Genomic DNA, 17,922 nt, shown 5'->3' on the forward strand with positions numbered 1-17,922 from the left:
CACGGCCAGTGCCGGACCGTCGATGGCTGGCAGCGCGACGCCGTCCGGATGATCGTCGGCAGTCGCGAACAGCACCGCGTTGCCGGACGGCGGCAGGCTGCCGGTCCGCGCCGGGAACAGCGCACCGCGGTAGGCAGCCAGCGCGCCGAACCACGACGCGGCGATGCCCGCCGCCTCGAGCGTCTCGCGCGGCGGCCGGCCCGCGAACACGAACGGCAGCTCGAGCCGCCGCGCGTCCCGTCGATCGAAGAATGGCGCGGGCAGCGCGCCGAGATCCGGCCGGGTTTGCAGCGACGCATAGGTGAGATCGATCCGGCTCGCATTGCTCACGGTCGCCCACAGCGACGAGTTGGCCGGATCCTCGCAGCGGCGCGTGTAATGACCGATCAGCTGAAGGTTCAGATGGTTGTATTCGGTGATGAAGCGCGGATCGATCGGCACGTCGCGCGACAAGGTCATCCCTGCTTGCACTTGCGGCAACGGTAGCGTCGCGGCCACCTCGCCGTTGACGAGCACCTTGAGCTGCGACAGATCCGGCAACAGCGCGGGCGAATAGCTGTAGACGAGATGCAACACCGCGCCCGTAACGACCTCGTCGTCGCGGACCGAGAATGCGACGCCGTTCTGGCCGTCCGTGCCGCGCAGCTGGAGCGGATCGCGCGCGCCGAGATCGGCGAGCGTCAGCGCCTGGCGACGGCCGCCGGGCATCAGCGTGCCGGGGTTGGCCGTGGTCGGCGTGCTCACCGCAAGCAGGCGTTGCCCGCCGGCGGCCGGCGCCTTTTCCGCGAGCAGCGGCAGCCGCTCCGCAGCCGGGCCGAAGCCCATGGCCGGCGACGGCGGCGGCACGTCGCCCGACGACGTCGCACCATCCGCCGAGCGCACGACGCCCGGTGAAGCCGCTTCGGTTCCGCTTGCCCGCGCGATCTCGGCTACGCCGACCTGCACGGTCGTCCACAGTGCAAATGACAGCAGCATGCGCGGCAACCGCCCCCGCCACGCCGCACGGCGGGCGAGTGCGATCCCCGCAGGTTGCGATGCGCACGCGTCATCCTGCGCGCTGCCGCCCCGTCGCGGCATCCACGTTGTTCTATTGGCCATCATTTATTTTTCTGTCGTTACGCTGGCTGTATCGCCATTGCCGCGGCTCGTGCGCCGCTTGCCCCGTGTGCGCAAGTCGGCCCACAGGCGCGAGACGAGTCCCACGAAGCCTTGCACGCCGACCTGCAGCACATGCAGGAACGCACGCGTCGGCGAATCGGGGCGGCGCCCGGCCGCCCAGTCGGTCCATGCGTCCGCGCGCGCAAAGGTGGAACTGATTAGGTCGAACTCCTGCCGCTGCGACAGGTTCGCGAACTGCATGCCGACGCGCCCCGGCTCCGCATACTCGATCGTTCCCGGAAACGCGTATTCGTCGTCGCCGCGGAACAGCGACACGGTCACCTGTGCGCCGATCGGCACGTTGATGTCGGCCGGCACCGCCACGCCGATGCCGCCCTCCGAGTAGTCGCGCGTTTCACATGACAGCGTGCGGCCGTTCGCGAAACGAAGCATCACCGGAATCGTCATCGCGACGCGATGCGCGACACGCACCTGCCGGCGCTCGTTCGCCGCCGAAACGGCCACGCCGAGAATCAGCACGTTGTAGACCGTCCACGCGAGGTTGAACACGGTCGTCTGCACGACGCTGCGCACATGCCAGCTGAACCCGATGTGCGCGATGCCCGCGACAAGCCCGATCACGTTCAGGATCAGCAGGATCAGGTAGGGCTTCGAGATCGCCCAGTCGAAATAGCCCTCGTCGATTCGCCCGCCCTTTGCCGTGACGTTGAACTTGCCGAGCTTCGGATTGATCAGCGCGAGCAGCGTCGGCAGCATGATGTACGACGCGAGCACCGACTCGTACACCTCTGCCCAGAACGAATGCCTGAACCGGCTCTGCATCCGCGAGTTCGTGACGTTCGCGTGCAGCACGTGCGGCAGCGCGAACAGCGAGATCGACAACGCGGACGCCTGGATCACGTGTGCACCGAAGAACAGGAACGACAGCGGTGCCGTCAGGAACACGAGCCGCGGGATGCCGTAGAAGAAGTGCATCATCGCGTTCAGGTAGCACAGCCGCTGGCCGAAGGTCAGGCCGCGGCCGAGCAGCGGATTGTCGATCCGGAAGATCTGTGTCATCCCGCGCGCCCAGCGGATCCGCTGTCCGATGTGTCCCGTCAGGTTCTCGGTGGCGAGCCCGGCCGCTTGCGGAATCGCCAGATAGGCCGTCGTATAGCCGCGGCGATGCAGCTTCAGCGCGGTATGCGCGTCTTCCGTCACCGTCTCGACCGCGATCCCGCCGATCTCCTCGACCATCGAGCGCCGCAGCAGCGCACATGAGCCGCAGAAGAACGTCGCGTTCCACAGATCGTTGCCGTCCTGGACCAGCCCGTAGAACAGCTCGCCTTCGTTCGGCACCTTCCGGAACGTGCCGAGGTTGCGCTCGAACGGGTCCGGCGAGAAGAAGTGGTGTGGCGTCTGCAGCATCGACAGCTTCGGATCGCGAAGAAACCAGCCGAGGCCGATCTGCAAGAACGAGCGCGTCGGAATATGGTCGCAATCGAAGATCGCGAAATATTCGCCGTCGGTATGCTTCAGCGCCGCGTTGAGATTGCCGGCTTTCGCATGGTGATTGTGTGCGCGAGTCGTCCAGTACACGCCGACCGATTCGCAGAACGCCTCGAATTCGGGGCGACGTCCGTCGTCGAGCACGTGGATCGACAGCTTGTCGGCCGGATAGTCGAGCGCGAGCGCCGCATAGATGGTCGGCTTCACCACCGACAGCGGCTCGTTGTAGGTCGGGATGAACACGTCGACGGTCGGCCAGTCTGCCCGCGACGCAGGCATCGGGAGCGGCTTGCGCCCGAGCGGCCACGCGGTCTGGAAATAGCCGAGCACCAGCACCAGCGCCGAATACACCTCGGCCAGCACGAGCAGCGCACCCCACGCCGCATCGAGCGGATGCGACCACACGATCGTCTCGGTCAGGCGCCAGTATATGTAGCGCCCGGTCGCCGCAATCGACAGCACGATCATCACGAGGGTCGCGTAGTGTCCTTCGAAGCGCCGGATCATCAGCGCGAACGCGAAGCAACAGGCCGCGAACACGAGTTGCTGGACATTGTCGAGCGGCACCGTGCAGACGAAGAACAGCGACACGAGTGCGAACGGTACAAGCAGCAGCGCAACCGGCAGGCCGTGCCGCAGGTGCGTGTCGATGAACCGGTCGACGCGTGACGGTCGCATGGCATCCGCCCGCGCCGTCATGCAACACTCCGCATCGTGCCGGGTACGCCGATCGCACGAGTAAGCCACGCCCCGCACGCATTCAGGTCGGCAGCGGCCTGCGAGCGTGGATCGTAGCGATTCACGGTGGTCTGGTGCGCGAGCGATTCGGCCACCCCTTCGTCCGCGTGGATCACCCCGCCGAAGCGCTCCGCACCGAGGCGATCGCGCAGCACGCGGAGCACGTCCCGGCCCAGGTCGCGCGACTGATCGACCTGATTGATCACATAACCCTCGCCGGTGAAATCCGGACGGGGCGTCGCATACTCGTCGATCATCCGTCGCATCTGCGGAATCGCCGCATACGAAGCCGCATCGGCAAGGACGACCATCACCGCGAAATGCGCGGCCGTCAGCGCGGCGCGCATGTAGACCGAGGTGCCGGGCGGCGTGTCGACGATCACGATCGCGTCGTCATCGAGCCCAAGCGCCGCGAGCCCCTGCGTGAACCACGACGGGTTCCAGTCGAGCAGGCGCTCGAAGCGGCGCTGGTCCGCCTCGCTCACGACGCCGAACGGCAGCACGGTGATCCCGTCGACGATCTCGGCCGGCCAGCGCTGCTCGTCGAGCGCGGCGCACGCAAGCCCGTCGCTCGCATCGAGCGGCACGCCGAAATGCAGCCGCAGCCCGTTCTGCGGATCGAGGTCCACAACTGCGACACGCCGCCGTCCCGCCGCGGCAATCACCGAGGCCAGGTTCGCGGCCAGCATCGTCTTGCCGACACCGCCCTTTGCGGAAACGATCGTGACGACTTTCATGAACGGCCTGCCCGCCCCGAAAACCACGAGGTCGTATCCGACGAGCCGCCGCTCGTCGCGTCGCCGCGCAGCCGACTGAACAGCCGGTCGAGCGACTCCGACGGATCCGGCGCACATGCCGCTTCCGGCGCCGCCGGTTGGCCAAACATTTTTTTCAGCATGCCGAACGGTTCATCCGACGCGTCGGCACGGGAACCCGCGACTTGCGTCCCGGCGGCGACAGGCATCCGTTCGGACAGAATCGGCCGGGCAGGCGCGCGATCAGGCGCTTCGGCCTTGTCGCGCATCCGGTCGTCTTCGACCGTGAGCAGCCGGTACCTCGACGGTCCCGGAAACGTCTCCGCGGACGCAGCGGCGTCGCGATCGCGTTCTGCAGACGGGTGCGTCATGCGTATGGTCCCCATGACGGCGTTGCGCCGGCCCGGTCCGTCGCCCGGCGCGGCGTAACCCGGCTGCTCGTCACGCGCGTTCTCGCCCGGATCGACGAGGCCGAGCAACGGCCAGCGCGCACGTGCCCGTTCGGCATCCGCCTCGGCGCGGACTTCCTGATAATGTTCCGCGTTCCCGCCAAAACGCCTGAACAGCGATTCGATATCCCGTGAGGTCGACATAGCGTGCCTTTTAGTTATTGGGCGAATTTCCGCCAATCAAACGCGCTCAGTCCTTCGCACGTGACTTCTCGTGTGCCCTCTCGCGTACCTTCTCACGTGCAATGCGCAACTCGATCCTGGAATCGTCTTCGGGCGAAGCCTCCTGGGCCACACGCAGGCCGGCCGCGCCCAGCGAATCGAACCAGGTCTGGTAGGCCCCTTGCAGGAACGCAGGGGACCATGCCAGCGCGCCATCGCCGAACGCGCGCAACGGAGCCGCGTAGTGCGTGATGCGCAGAAAATCGCGCTCGTCAGCAAGCTCGACATAACCCCATTGCACTTCGCGCCACTGCGCGTTCAACGCGCTCGCGAGATCATTCGTCGATTCGCAATGGGGCAGTGGATGCGCTGCCGCGAATCGCGCACCGACGCGCGCCATCAACTGTCGCAACTCGTCATGATCGAGCTGATCGGCAAATTCGTTTGCCAGTGCTTCCAGGAATCCACGCCATTGCGGCGACACTCGATGCTCGAGAAGATGCTCCAAAATACCTTGCATGACAGGCGTACTCTCCCGGTGAGCGCCGAACGACACGGTAAGACAATCAAGCTGACGATGATCGGAGTGGACCGCATTGCGCTGCGGCGGGCGAGGCACTGTTAGCGTTTTCCCGAATCTTATCGAATCGGAATTTCCGAATGTCACCCGATATCTAGTCGAAAACCGCCAAACTGATTGACGCGAGTCAAACAGTTGTCATTGATCAGGCGCGGATGGGAAAATTCGCCTAACGCAATCTGGCTGATTGCGAAGGCGATCGTGAGCATCAGGGCACCCTTCTATGCGGCAGACGCGAGACGTTCCCGCCAAAAATCGCCGTCAGCCCCGAATACCTTGCTTTGCCACTTGGTGCCGTCCCAGTAGACCGGGAACCAGCATGGGTTACCGGGCCATCGGCCTTCACACCACATCGGTTCCGCAGGCGGATTGGTGCACGGGAGCCACGTTCCTTCCCGGATCGGACGCTGTTGCAGATTGGCTATGTTCATGGTCTCGGCTCGCTCTAATTATGTTGTCACATGAACACTATCCTACCGTTATTTTTCAATTCCATTTCAAATAAGAAATAATATAGATATCGTTGTTTTTGTCTGACAAGCGTGCATCCCTGCTTGCATCCCGATCCGGTTGTAGCGGATTTCCGGCCACGCGCGTTGCATTGGCATCGCATTGGCAGTTTCGTACAAGTGTTTGGCGGCAGCCGCAGTTCGGTGTGCCATAGAATCCACTCGACACCGCCATGCCCCAGGAACTATCCCAGATCCGGGGGCACCCCGATACGGCGGCTCTTGGCCCGGCACGAATGTGTGCCGGGCTTTCTTTTTTGACAAGCAGGCATACCGAACGATGTATCGTGCACACCGGGCGCCACTTCTGGCCGGCGCAGCTACATCGCAGTCCTATATAAGTAAATGCTACGTGCCGCCTGGCAATGCAGGCTGAAACCCGCTGCGGCCGGCAGTCTCTGTAGTAGGCCGAGCGGGCCGTATCGGATTCAGGCGCGCCCGGGAACGGCCTCGGCGCGCAGCTCACATACCACCTCGCTGCTGCTGGCCAGTTCTTCGATCTGGGCCGGCGTCAATGCGGCGATCCACGACGCGGTCTTATTGGAGATGCCCAACTGACGCATGGTCTCGTCGCGATCGATACGCAGCATCTTCTGCACGAGCCCAAGGTACGACAGATTGAATGCTTCAATCGCGTCGGATATATCGTCCTGTTCGGCCATGATCGTTCCTGATCGGACAGCGGTTGTGTTCGCCTCATCATGCACGAGGGCGCGTGTCCGCCGCGTGTCCGGAATTCGCAGTCGGCTTTTCGTTATTGGACTGTACTTCATACGAATGCACGCCCACCGACAAAACCTAGACGATATCCGCCACGTCACGCTGCATCCGCGGCACGCTTGATCGGGCTGGCTCGCAAACGATTCAACCCCCGTGCCGACCATCCATTCCGATGACCCGACGTTACGCGCCACCGATGCCGCTCGACCGGCGCGGATACGAACGGGCTGGCGGATTTGCACTAGATTCAGTCGCTGTCCGAATTTCGAACGCCCCTAGGATTTCCCGAATTGCAGTCGGGCCGACTGTGTAACTGCTCTCGTGCCGCGCCGAACGATTCGACGCACACGGACAGCCGCGCCGGATATCGACGTTGTCCGCCTTTCATTTCGAACAGATGGAACCCACCACTATGTTGAAAGTGACGAAAGCTGTATTTCCGGTAGCCGGCCTCGGCACCCGCTTCCTGCCGGCCACCAAGGCAAGCCCGAAGGAGATGCTGCCCGTCGTGGACAAGCCGTTGATCCAGTATGCGGTCGAGGAAGCGATCGAAGCGGGCATCACCGAGATGATCTTCGTGACCGGCCGCAGCAAGCGCGCGATCGAGGATCACTTCGACAAGTCGTACGAGATCGAGGCAGAACTCGAGGCACGCGGCAAGGAGAAACTGCTGTCGCTCGTGCGCAGCATCAAGCCGAGCCACGTCGATTGCTTCTACGTGCGCCAGGCCGAAGCGCTGGGGCTCGGTCACGCGGTGATGTGCGCCGAAAAGCTGGTCGGCGACCACCCGTTCGCGGTGATCCTCGCCGACGACCTGCTCGATGGCCCGACGCCCGTGCTGCGCCAGATGATCAACGTGTTCAACCACTATCACGCGTCGGTGATCGGCGTCGAGGAAATCGCGCCGGAAGCTTCGAAATCGTATGGCGTGATCGACGGCAAGCGCTGGGAGGACAACCTCTTCAAGCTGTCGGGGATCGTCGAGAAGCCCGAGCCGGCGAAGGCGCCGTCGAATTTCGGCGTGGTCGGCCGCTACGTGCTGAAGCCGAAGATCTTCGAGCATCTGCGCGGACTGAAGCCCGGCGCCGGTGGTGAATTGCAGCTGACCGACGCGATCCAGTCGCTGCTCTCCGACGAACAGGTGCTCGCGTACCGCTACGACGGCACGCGATACGACTGCGGCAGCAAGCTCGGGTACCTGAAGGCGACGGTCGAGTTCGCGCTGCGGCATCCGGAAGTCGCGGCGGACTTCGAGCAGTATCTGGTCACGCGCATGTCGGAGCTGCTCATCGCCTGACGCCGGGCGTGCATCCCGCCCCTGCACGAAGCGCGCGCGTTGCCGTATTTGCGCGCCGCGTGAATTTGACACGACCGTTTCGACCAGCGGGGATCCGGGATGTGGCTCGCCATCGGCAACCTGGGTGATGCGGCGCTGACGCTGCCGCTCGCTGCCGTCTGCTTCGCGTGGCTCACGCGCTCGCTGTATGGCTGGCGAATCGCGCTGTCGTGGCTCATGTTGCTTGCCGCAGGCATGCTGATCGTCGGACTGACGAAGATTCTTTATGCAGGCTGCGGGCTGGAGATTCGTTCGATCAACTTCCGCGTGATCAGCGGTCACACGATGCTTGCCGCCACCGTCTGGCCGATGGCGTGCCTGCTGATGCTGCACGACGGATGGAGCGTTCGCACCGGCCCTGCGTTGCTGCCGGGGCTTGCGCTCGCGGCAACGATCGGCATCGCGCGCGTATTCGATGACGCACATACGGTGTCCGAAGTGATTGCAGGCTGGATGCTCGGCGTGGCTGTGACGGTGCTGTTGCTGAAGCGGTGGAAGGACGCGCCGATTCTGCCGCCATGGCTGCGGCCGCTTGCGGCCGGCTCCGTGCTGGTGGTATCCGGTATCGCTTACGGACACCACACGCCGATTCAGGAAGCTATCGAGATGTATTCGCCGTTTCTTTGCGCGCGGTTTTTCTGAGCGGGTGTGCGTAGCGTGTGCATTCGGTCCGCATTCCGTAATGCGGCGAGCACCGCGTGATCTCGCTCAAATGCGCGCATTTGCAAAATGATGGTTGGCGGTACCGATCAATATTCTGTCGGCATCGTGCGATTTCCATTGCCCAAAATGCGCGTGTCATGCACCGCAACATTTTTTCAAATCTCGCTGGGAGCCGATGAAGATCCTCGTCTACGGCATCAACTATGCACCCGAGCTGACCGGCATCGGCAAGTACACCGCGGAGATGGCGGAAACGCTTGCTCAGAAGGGTCACTCGGTGCGCGTCGTCTGTGCACCGCCGTACTACCCTGAATGGCGCATCACCGGCGGATATTCGGCCCTGCGTTACTCGACCGAATACCGAAACAGCGTCGCGCTTTGGCGCGCACCGCTTTGGGTCCCGTCGCGGCCGAGCGGTGTGCGGCGCATTGCGCATCTCGCGAGCTTCGCGCTATCCAGCCTCCCCGTCATGTTGCGGCATGCGCTGTGGCGGCCGGACATCGTCATCTGCATCGCACCGAGCCTGCTGAATGCGCCCGCCGGATGGCTCGTCGCACGACTGACCGGCGCCCACGCGTGGATCCACATCCAGGACTACGAGGTCGATGCCGCGTTCAGCCTCGGCATGCTCAAGGGTTCGCTGCTGAAGCGCACCGTGCTTGCAATCGAGCGCACGCTGCTGAAGCGCTTCGACACCGTGTCGACGATCTCCGGAAAGATGATCGAGCATGCGATGCGCAAGGGCATTCACCCAAACAAGCTCGTGCATTTCGCGAACTGGGCCGACACCCACTCGATCTACCCGCTCAAGCGGCCGAGCGAGTTGCGAACCACGCTGTTCATCTCGCCGAGCGCAACCGTGGTGCTCTATTCCGGCAACATGGGCGCGAAGCAAGGCCTGGAGATATTGGCCGACGCCGCACAACGGCTCGAATCGCGCGACAACCTCGTGTTCGTGTTCTGCGGCAACGGGCCCGCACGCGACGATCTCATCGCGCGATGCGGCGGCCTCAGGAACTGCCGGTTCATGGACCTGCAGCCCGTCAGCCTCCTCAACGAGTTGCTGAATCTGGCCGATATTCACGTCCTCCCGCAACGCGCTGATGCTGCCGATCTCGTGATGCCGTCGAAGCTGACCGGCATGTTCGCGAGCGGGCGCGCGGTAATTGCGATGGCGAGCCCGGGGACGGAGCTGCATGACGTGGTGTCGCAGCGTGGGGTTGTGGTGCCGCCGGGTGATCCGGATGCGCTTGCTTCAGCGATCGATGCGCTGGCCGCCAACACGGGGGAGCGCATCCGTCTCGGACTGGCCGGGCGCAAATTCGCCGAGGCCGTGTTGTCGCGCGAGGCGGTGCTGAGCGAGTTCGACACCCGGCTGCGCGCGCTGCGCACCGCGCGATCCAGCACCAACGCGTCCGGTGCGCAGCATCCGGATTTCTGAAACTGCAATCGATCACTCTACACACGGCAACATGAAGATCACCATCATCGGTACCGGCTACGTAGGCCTCGTCACTGGCGCATGCCTTGCCGAGATCGGCAACGACGTGTTTTGCGTCGACGTCGATCAACGCAAGATCGACATCCTGAACGACGGCGGCGTGCCGATTCACGAGCCCGGCCTGAAGGAGCTGATCGACCGCAATCGCGCCAGCCGGCGGCTGCAGTTCTCGACCGACATCGAGGCCAGCGTCGCGCACGGCGACATCCAGTTCATCGCGGTCGGCACGCCGCCCGACGAGGACGGTTCCGCCGACCTGCAGTACGTGCTCGCTGCCGCGCGCAATATCGGGCTGTACATGGACAGCCCGAAGGTTGTCGTCGACAAATCCACTGTGCCGGTCGGCACCGCGCTGCACGTGCGCGATGCGATCGCCACGGAGCTGACGCGCCGCGGCCTGCGTCACGAGTTTTCGGTCGTGTCGAACCCCGAGTTCCTGAAGGAAGGCGCAGCCGTCGACGATTTCATGCGGCCGGACCGCATCGTGATCGGCACGGACGACGACGAGGCCGGCGAGCGCGCGCGCGAGCAGATGAAGCGCCTGTATGCGCCGTTCAACCGCAATCATGAACGCACGCGCTACATGGACGTGCGCTCGGCGGAGTTCACCAAGTATGCGGCGAACGCGATGCTGGCGACGCGGATCTCGTTCATGAACGAGCTCGCGAATCTCGCCGATCGCGTCGGGGCTGATATCGAGGCCGTGCGCCGTGGTATCGGTTCGGATCCGCGCATCGGTTATGACTTCCTGTATGCGGGTGTGGGTTACGGTGGATCGTGTTTCCCGAAGGATGTGCGCGCACTCGTGCAGACCGCTGCCGAGTATGGGCGGTCGCTGCGGATTCTGGAAGCGGTGGAAGAAGTCAACGACGCGCAGAAGAAGGTGCTGCTCGAGAAGATCACCGAGCGCTTTGGGGACGATCTGTCGGGGCTCACGTTCGGGTTGTGGGGGCTGGCGTTCAAGCCGAATACCGATGACATGCGTGAGGCGCCGAGCCGTGAGCTGGTGGCCGGGCTTTTGAAGCGCGGCGCGAGTGTGCGTGCTTATGATCCGGTTGCGACGGATGAAGCGCGGCGCGTGCTTGCGCACGACCTGGGCGACGATCCGGAAGCGCATTCGCGACTTGAGTTCGTGACGACATCGGAGGAAGCCGCAGCCGGCGCAGATGCGCTCGTGATCGTCACCGAATGGAAGGTGTTCAAGAGCCCGAATTTCGCGGCGCTGGTTGAGCTGCTGAGCGAGCCGGTGATCTTCGATGGGCGAAATCTGTATGAGCCGCAGACGATGGCTGAGCTGGGGATCGAGTATTACAGTATTGGGCGGCCGTTTGTGGCGGGGGCACAATCGGTGGAAAAGACATTGCGGGTCGTACAACGGTGAGGAATAGCAGTAGTTTGAAAACTATGGATAACGAAAGCGTCGTGGGCTCGATGACTTGAAGCGACAACCACCCCGAGCAGGCTACGCTTTCGCGCCCATTTAGCCAATTAACAGGTATTCGGGACACACGATCGGTGCGCACAAGCAGCCCTACTTCGCAGTCGGCTCGGCCTTCGTCTCCGAAGGCGGATACAGGCGCAGCATCGCACCGGGCGCGTCAATTTCTTCTTCGCGATGATGGGACGGCTGACTACCTAGTCGGCTACGCCGCGCTGGCGAACTGGACCTGGACATTGGCAATCCCATCCAGCTCCCGCTAGGTAGTAGCGCTAACCGACTCGACGCCGATGATACGCGAGGCGGCTCAAGATGCGTGGCGCGCCGGAAGTTACCGAATGACGGCATGGCGTCGCGCTCGCGGTTGCCCACATACTTGTACAGAATGTTGGCAATATTTGCCGGGCGCATTGTCCGATCGAGACTAGATTGCCAACGTACTATTCGAGAATTGTAGAACCGGCGGCCGACGTACTATGTACAAATCTCTTCAGGCGGCCCGCGCAGCGGCTGCGGTGCTTGTCGTATTATTCCATCTCGGTGCCCAGTTTGCCCTTGACAAGATTTTCGGTGTTAAGTGGATTGGACATATATTCGAATTCGGAAAAGCTGGCGTCGAATTTTTTTTCGTGCTGAGCGGATTCATTATCATCACCGCGCACCGCCATGACCTCTTCAATCCACGCCGGTTTGCGTCATACATCCGCAAACGGGTGATACGGATTTATCCGACATATTGGATCGTGTTCGCGGCAGTCAGTCTTACACTTGCCGCATCCCCTGTGCTCCGCGAAGCAATACCAGATGGTGACACGCTAGTCCGATCGATACTCCTGATCCCTCAAGATCCCGCTGTCGTCGGCGGCACTGGCGCTCCGGTTTTAATCGTCGCGTGGAGCTTACAATGGGAGATCGTCTTCTATGCACTGATCGGCTGCTTCATTCTTGGTCGGATATTTGCGTCCATTGCCATTGCATTTTTGCTCATGAGTGTTGCGACGTGTTTCAACTACGAGTGTGGTTTCCCCGCCTCGTTTTTCAGCAAGCACTATATTGTATTGTTCGCTCTCGGAGCGGGAACTGCGCTTCTGTGCAGATCGAAAATTAGGACGAGATACCCCGCATTAATTTTAGCATTCGGTGTTATTACATTCCTTGCTATGGGGGTAGCTAACGATTTCCATGTATTCGTTTATGGTCCGACTAGCTCAATCGGGTACGGATTGGCGAGCAGCGCGATTATCTATGGCCTGGTCAAGCTCGAAGACACCGGAATACCATTGGGCGTACATCGCTGGATTCAAACGCTTGGAGACGCGTCGTATGCTCTGTACCTTCTACACTTTCCGATAATTAGTGTGATGTGCAAGATTGCGATCAAGATTGGGTTGACCGGGACAGCTGGCGCGGTGATCTCATATCTCCCTATTCTGGCAAGCTGCATTGCTGCTTCCGTGGTATTTCATCTATGGATTGAGAAGCCGGTGATGCGATATCTGTCCGCTGCCCCCAAGGCAGCACTTTTCAATCGGGGTTAGGTATCGGTGCGCCGCCGATCTCTCCAATCAGAGGCACCCTGTGGAGTCGAGGCAAACTCATCATCGCCGGTGGTGCGGTCAACTCCGCCCACAGTCACCAACGGCTGATCAGCCGCGAACGGCGATGCGCACCTGTTGCCAAGTGCCTTGCCGTGCGACACGACCCTTCTGTGCTGAAGGTTGGATGTGCGCCCGGCCTCCCCGACAGGTAATAAACGGTTAGCGCACGGCACCAAGACCCACAAAGAAGTCAGCCACCTTCCGCACTTCGACTGCAATGCCGGATTTGATCAGCGAGTCCAGGCGATCTTCATCGGCTACGCGAATCTGCTCGTCAAAAAAGAGCTTGGCCACGTCTTTCGGCGCTTCGCACGAGATCATCCCCAGCTGGTAGCGGGTATAGAAGACCTTCCGATGCATATTGGACGGACGCTGGCCGAATTTGCAGAGAAAGTATTCTGCATCCGGAAGGTCGTAGTGCAGTACTTGACCTCCAACCACAGTCTTTGGCCGACGATCGATTTTGATCCATTTATGAATATTGAAATTGAAGGATCTTGCGCGACTCGCGCGCATGAACGCCTTGTGGTTGTTATATCCCAGATATAAACCTCTATACACTTTCTCACCAGTTATCGGATTGACCGGTGTCGATGGGAAGCGCCCAAACAAGGCGGCTTTATAGAAGTAGTGCTCCACCAGCGATAATTTTTTCGGGTCAACTCGCAACTTTACCAACAACGCGTTCACGACACGCCAAAAATTCTGCAATCGATCTTTTCGCTGAATAAAAACGGTCTGCGATTTGAAGATATTCTCTCCCGTCGAAGGCGTTGGCAATAATTCCAAATTTGGCATCAATATCTGATCAACATCAGCTCCGACTGACGCCAATAATTCCGAAATACTCGAGAATCCGCCACCTGGAACGATCATTTCATCGGCGTCGATGCTGCACACCCACTCGATTCCATCGTCATTGGCCAACGATGCGGCGTAAAGCATATTTATACGTTTGCGAAAATCCATCTGTTCCGTCTCGTGAAGTTCGACTTGCTTGATCCACGCCGGAGGATTCTCGATAGCTGACGCCCGAACAGTTGTCTGCGCCGTCACCTTTTCATACTTTGTTAATTCTGATATGGCCTCGTCAGTCGTGCCATCGAAGAACACATATATCTTCGCGGCCCCAGCCGCAAGCAGGTACGGGATCGAATATTTGAGCAAACGCCATTCGTTCTTTACCGTATAAACCACAGCGAAGCTGCTCGGAATAGGTTTTTTCATGCTCGATCGATGCAATTGTGGTCGGCGACATTGTCCAACTACTTGCGCGCGGACTTCTCCCGGCTTAGCTCACCGCGCACGGCTACGACTGGAGAGTATGCTCGCGTCGCTTTGGCGAAATCGGCCAAAAGATTGGAGGGAAGCGACGAGACCTGCGGTCGTTGTGGCCAAGCATTCAGTAACGGCAGCCGTAAGGACGCGGCGCCGTTTCTCTCTACAAACAACGTCAGGTACACGAGTCACGCATGTGGCCGTGGTTTGATGAGTCATTCGAGCAGAATGCCAAGGTGTTTCAGGCAGCTGACTCGGGACGGTGACGAATACGTCGACCAACGCGCAAGCCCTGGATCGCCGGCCCATGGCACCAAGACCACAATATCGAAAACGGTCGACACTCACTATAGGATTGCCAGGCGCCGGCGGATACTCGACATCCTCACCACGGCGCCGTCTAGCGCGGCAATTGTGACAATGCCCCCACTTCGACTAATCGATTTGATGCCGAGCGCTGGACGTTATTTAGGCGCCTCAGCGAGCCAAACCGCGAATAAGCAGCGATCAATATTCCCAACGCGACTCCATAAATCAAACCGCTATAGCGCGGACCCAAGGGATTTCCGCCGATGGTTGTCGCGGCCATTCCAGCGGTAATCATCAAGTATTTTCCAATGTCTCGAAAGTGCGGCGACTGCTTTTCGTCCAGTTTTGCGCGTCGATACATAGTGGCGCATCGATACAATGCATATAAAAGTGAAGCGGGTAGCGCAATCCCAAAAAATATTCCACCAGCAAAGAACTGGTAAACCCAAAAGTTGTGCCCTGCCGACCAGCCCTCCTGCGACTCAAGGGCATCGCGTGGCGCGAAAGCGAGCAACTGCTGGATATATTTTTCGGCATAGTGGAATTTGTGGCCGTACCCTTTTCCAAAGAGCAAGGATGGCACGTCGGATGTCACTTGATCATATTGATTTTGAAGTTCAGCAAGTCTTGATAACGTTGTAGGGTCTTTCCCGTTCCCGGCAGTCTGAGCGTAGAAGATACGCTGGGACCAATGGTCGAGAACAGATGGGAATAGCGATGCCGAAACACCGCCGATTAATACGGCCGACGCGATAGCGACAGCCGACGTGCGAATAGTCGACGAAACGAACCTTGCAGCATCCGACGCTGAAATCCACGCTGCAAGAAAGAATAGAAGGATCGTGCCAATAAGTAAGCTACGTGTGACACTGAATAGCTCAATACCAAGCGTTAAAGCGAAAAACGCAAGAATCAAGGGGGTGCGATGACGCAGCACAACTATCATGTAGAGCAGATATCCCTGAAATCCAAGCAGAGTTGGGGATACGATATGATATCTCACATCGTCAATCGGACCGCCGGTCGCCAAACCGGAGATGAAGCTTCCAATGCTCGAAAGTGCCATGCTATAAAATAACCACTTCTCGAATGCACGTGCTCTTTTCTCGCTCCACGGATGGCATCCGGCAGCGTATCCAATCGCAAACAACAGAGAAGGGAATACTGCGCGCAAGTACTTGTCAGCTTCATTTCCCTGGATAATGTACGGCACAATGCTTCCTACTATCGTTAACATTATCGATAGAGACACAATTTGCCTGAGTTTTGAACGGAACCTGAATCGCGGCCCGATAAGCGCCAATAAAATACCGCTTAGGAGAGCCGGCGCGACAAGTGCATACTGGACCGCATGGCTCTGACTGTCCACGTCAGCTTTGTAGTCGAATGCCATTGGCACGACAAGAAGTACTATCAGAAGCGATATATATCTCGCTTGCATCTTTTCCTCGGCGATATTGCAATTCGATCGTATAAATTAATCCATCGCTTCAACTTTTTGTGCTACGGGAGCGGCTCGTATGCCGTCATTATCCAGCTGGTCGCTGGTGTCGATGCCCTACGCCAAGAAAATCGGATCGCCACCTTGTCAGTCTTTGCTACGAACTTCGTCATTCCGGCACACTGGATCGTGAGCGTATTCTCCCCATTCACCGCACCATAAAGACGTATTTCATAATAGAGACCACTAAACATGGCATTATTGTCCGCTGGCAAATCGAGAACGCGAGGCTTCGAAAATTTACTTTCAAACGACACGATATTTGGCGCCCCCAATTGAACTATGTAATTTGCATCACCAACATTATTTGAAACGCGATCATTCTTATATTGATCGATGACAAGAGTATCGCCGGTCGCTGTTGAGCCGTTATCGCATATTTGCCAAGGATTTTTGTCGAAAACAAGGTTGCGTATTCTCAATGCTCCTCGCAAGCCGCTTATTACAAACACATTCCCGCCGAACTCGGTTGCGCTCGCAACAAGCGTATCGATCCCAAAAGAACCGGTTGGGCCACCTACGCTTGTCGCAAAGAGCGTTAGAGCGCCCGTGGTCGGGTGGAGCACCATCGCGTTTCCACTGATGCTGAATTGCGATATTTGAACGTGCGCTCCTGGCCCAATGCTTACTAGCTTGGTCGGATTTCGGTATATGCCATTTTCGAGTTTTATAGCGCCTATTGTGCACACGCTACCAGGATCTATTGAAATCAGGGTGGCACCTTGTTGCGCAGCAATGAATTCGATTGTGTCTATTACCCAGTTGTAACCCCGGATATTCATGAATATCGGGCCAACCATATTCTTACAATCAACAAAAAAACGGCCCCATTTGTTGTTTGGAACGCCATTTAAACAGCCTGCCCACTTCATCGCGCCGCCAGTTAATCCACTTCCGAAAACGAGTTCATCCCACACGCCTCCCCAGGGGCCGCCGACACGAGGCTTTACCTTGATTGCATATGAGCCTTTGATAAAACGCAGGCGCGTTAGCGAGAACTCGAAAACCATCTGAGAAAATACAATTGGATTTGCATTTTCATTCGATGCGGGCTGGATGTTCGCGTAATCGAACTCGATGTCCGAAATTCGCCAGCTGTGTATAAGGGGCGTGCTTCCGGTTGATCCGATGTTCAATATCGGTACGTTGTCAGCGATTTGAACGATGCGGGTGCTACCAGCGTTGTCCCCAATGATTGCCCATTGATAGCCCGAGGGCACGTTTAGCGGACCTGATATCAGATACGTACCCGCGACAAGCGTGCCACGCTTTTGGTTCTCAACGAGAAAGTTGATCCAATTCTGAAGGGCGACGGTATCGTCAGTGCTACCATCACCTCGCGCGCCGAAACTCTTTGCATTGAAGTGATCGGCTGCGAGCAATTCGATGTCAGGATGACCACTTGTGCTTTGGGGCGTCGCCAATGCGGTGGGAATGCGATTCAGATACGTCAATCCGACCGAGCTTGCGATCATCTTGGCGAGTGCTGTACGACGCTCCTGATCCACTGATATGCCTCCTGCAGTTCTCGATAGCTCTTGCATGACGCTTGGAGCGGCAATTATGGAGCCGGGTTGAGTATCGCGCACATCAGCATGCTCGAATTTGTAAATATCCGCCAAATCATCGTCCTAATCCGCCGCCCCCCCCCCCAACTGGGGCAACTCACGGATGCAACCGACGCGACAGATATACGCCCATCGCGGTCCATCACAGATAGCCAACAGCGATGGCGTGCAGCATGTCGGAGGCCCGACATTCGAAATACATTGGCCGCC

The 17,922-nt window shown here is 59.4% G+C and carries 15 protein-coding genes; 5 read left to right on the forward strand and 10 right to left on the reverse strand.

Annotation, left to right across the window (positions count from 1 at the left end; translation table 11 throughout):
• The 7 genes from G3N94_RS17970 to G3N94_RS17995 all read right to left on the reverse strand — a co-directional run.
• Positions 1–975: cellulose biosynthesis cyclic di-GMP-binding regulatory protein BcsB (locus tag G3N94_RS17970; RefSeq protein WP_346778709.1), on the reverse strand; the 975-nt coding region annotated here is incomplete at its 3' end.
• A gap of 126 nt (positions 976–1,101) precedes the next feature.
• Positions 1,102–3,306, reverse strand: coding sequence for a UDP-forming cellulose synthase catalytic subunit (gene bcsA / locus G3N94_RS17975; RefSeq protein ID WP_205793964.1), 2,205 nt, complete (start codon positions 3,304–3,306; stop codon positions 1,102–1,104).
• Positions 3,303–4,082, reverse strand: coding sequence for a cellulose biosynthesis protein BcsQ (gene bcsQ, locus G3N94_RS17980; RefSeq protein ID WP_205793965.1), 780 nt, complete (start codon positions 4,080–4,082; stop codon positions 3,303–3,305). Before bcsQ ends, bcsA begins: the two co-directional genes overlap by 4 nt.
• Positions 4,079–4,693: a cellulose biosynthesis protein BcsP gene (gene bcsP, locus G3N94_RS17985; RefSeq protein WP_205793966.1), complete on the reverse strand. Its 615-nt coding sequence runs from the start codon at positions 4,691–4,693 to the stop codon at positions 4,079–4,081. The genes bcsQ and bcsP overlap by 4 nt, the downstream gene beginning before the upstream one ends.
• 46 nt (positions 4,694–4,739) lie before the next feature.
• Entirely contained in the window at positions 4,740–5,231 is a 492-nt protein-coding gene (bcsD, locus tag G3N94_RS17990) for a cellulose biosynthesis protein BcsD (RefSeq protein WP_205793999.1), read from the reverse strand.
• 143 nt (positions 5,232–5,374) lie between these two features.
• The gene (locus tag G3N94_RS42995; RefSeq protein WP_277398554.1) at positions 5,375–5,500 is read right to left on the reverse strand and encodes a hypothetical protein; all 126 of its coding nucleotides are present in this window, start codon (positions 5,498–5,500) and stop codon (positions 5,375–5,377) included.
• A 728-nt stretch (positions 5,501–6,228) separates the two neighbouring features.
• Entirely contained in the window at positions 6,229–6,462 is a 234-nt protein-coding gene (locus tag G3N94_RS17995) for a flagellar transcriptional regulator FlhD (protein WP_205793967.1), read from the reverse strand.
• Positions 6,463–6,932: 470 nt separating this feature from the next.
• On the opposite strand from G3N94_RS17995, the gene galU reads away from it, so the two are divergent.
• The 5 genes from galU (at position 6,933) to G3N94_RS18020 (ending at position 12,996) form a co-directional block, all read left to right on the forward strand.
• Positions 6,933–7,817 (forward strand): UTP--glucose-1-phosphate uridylyltransferase GalU, encoded by an 885-nt coding sequence (galU, locus tag G3N94_RS18000; protein WP_205794000.1) that lies wholly within the window; start codon positions 6,933–6,935, stop codon positions 7,815–7,817.
• Between the two features lie 99 nt (positions 7,818–7,916).
• A complete protein-coding gene (locus G3N94_RS18005) occupies positions 7,917–8,498 on the forward strand; it encodes a phosphatase PAP2 family protein (RefSeq protein ID WP_205793968.1) in 582 nt (193 codons plus the stop codon).
• 196 nt (positions 8,499–8,694) lie between these two features.
• Positions 8,695–9,960: a glycosyltransferase WbuB gene (locus G3N94_RS18010; protein ID WP_205793969.1), complete on the forward strand. Its 1,266-nt coding sequence runs from the start codon at positions 8,695–8,697 to the stop codon at positions 9,958–9,960.
• Positions 9,961–9,991: 31 nt separating this feature from the next.
• Positions 9,992–11,401, forward strand: a complete 1,410-nt coding sequence (locus tag G3N94_RS18015; RefSeq protein ID WP_205793970.1) for a UDP-glucose/GDP-mannose dehydrogenase family protein — start codon at positions 9,992–9,994, stop codon at positions 11,399–11,401.
• Positions 11,402–11,934: 533 nt separating this feature from the next.
• Complete coding sequence (locus tag G3N94_RS18020) at positions 11,935–12,996, forward strand: acyltransferase (protein WP_205793971.1); 1,062 nt, start codon at positions 11,935–11,937, stop codon at positions 12,994–12,996.
• 219 nt (positions 12,997–13,215) lie between these two features.
• Here the strand turns inward: G3N94_RS18020 and G3N94_RS18025 are convergent, their stop codons facing one another.
• The 3 genes from G3N94_RS18025 to G3N94_RS18035 all read right to left on the reverse strand — a co-directional run bounded on the left by G3N94_RS18025 (position 13,216) and on the right by G3N94_RS18035 (position 17,766).
• Positions 13,216–14,283, reverse strand: coding sequence for a glycosyltransferase family 2 protein (locus tag G3N94_RS18025; protein WP_205793972.1), 1,068 nt, complete (start codon positions 14,281–14,283; stop codon positions 13,216–13,218).
• Positions 14,284–14,734: 451 nt separating this feature from the next.
• Entirely contained in the window at positions 14,735–16,036 is a 1,302-nt protein-coding gene (locus G3N94_RS18030; RefSeq protein WP_205793973.1) for a hypothetical protein, read from the reverse strand.
• 110 nt (positions 16,037–16,146) lie between these two features.
• Positions 16,147–17,766 (reverse strand): glycosyl hydrolase family 28-related protein, encoded by a 1,620-nt coding sequence (locus tag G3N94_RS18035; protein WP_205793974.1) that lies wholly within the window; start codon positions 17,764–17,766, stop codon positions 16,147–16,149.
• Positions 17,767–17,922: the final 156 nt, after the last annotated feature.

Source organism: Burkholderia sp. Ac-20353 (assembly GCF_017104785.1).
Classification (GTDB): domain Bacteria; phylum Pseudomonadota; class Gammaproteobacteria; order Burkholderiales; family Burkholderiaceae; genus Burkholderia.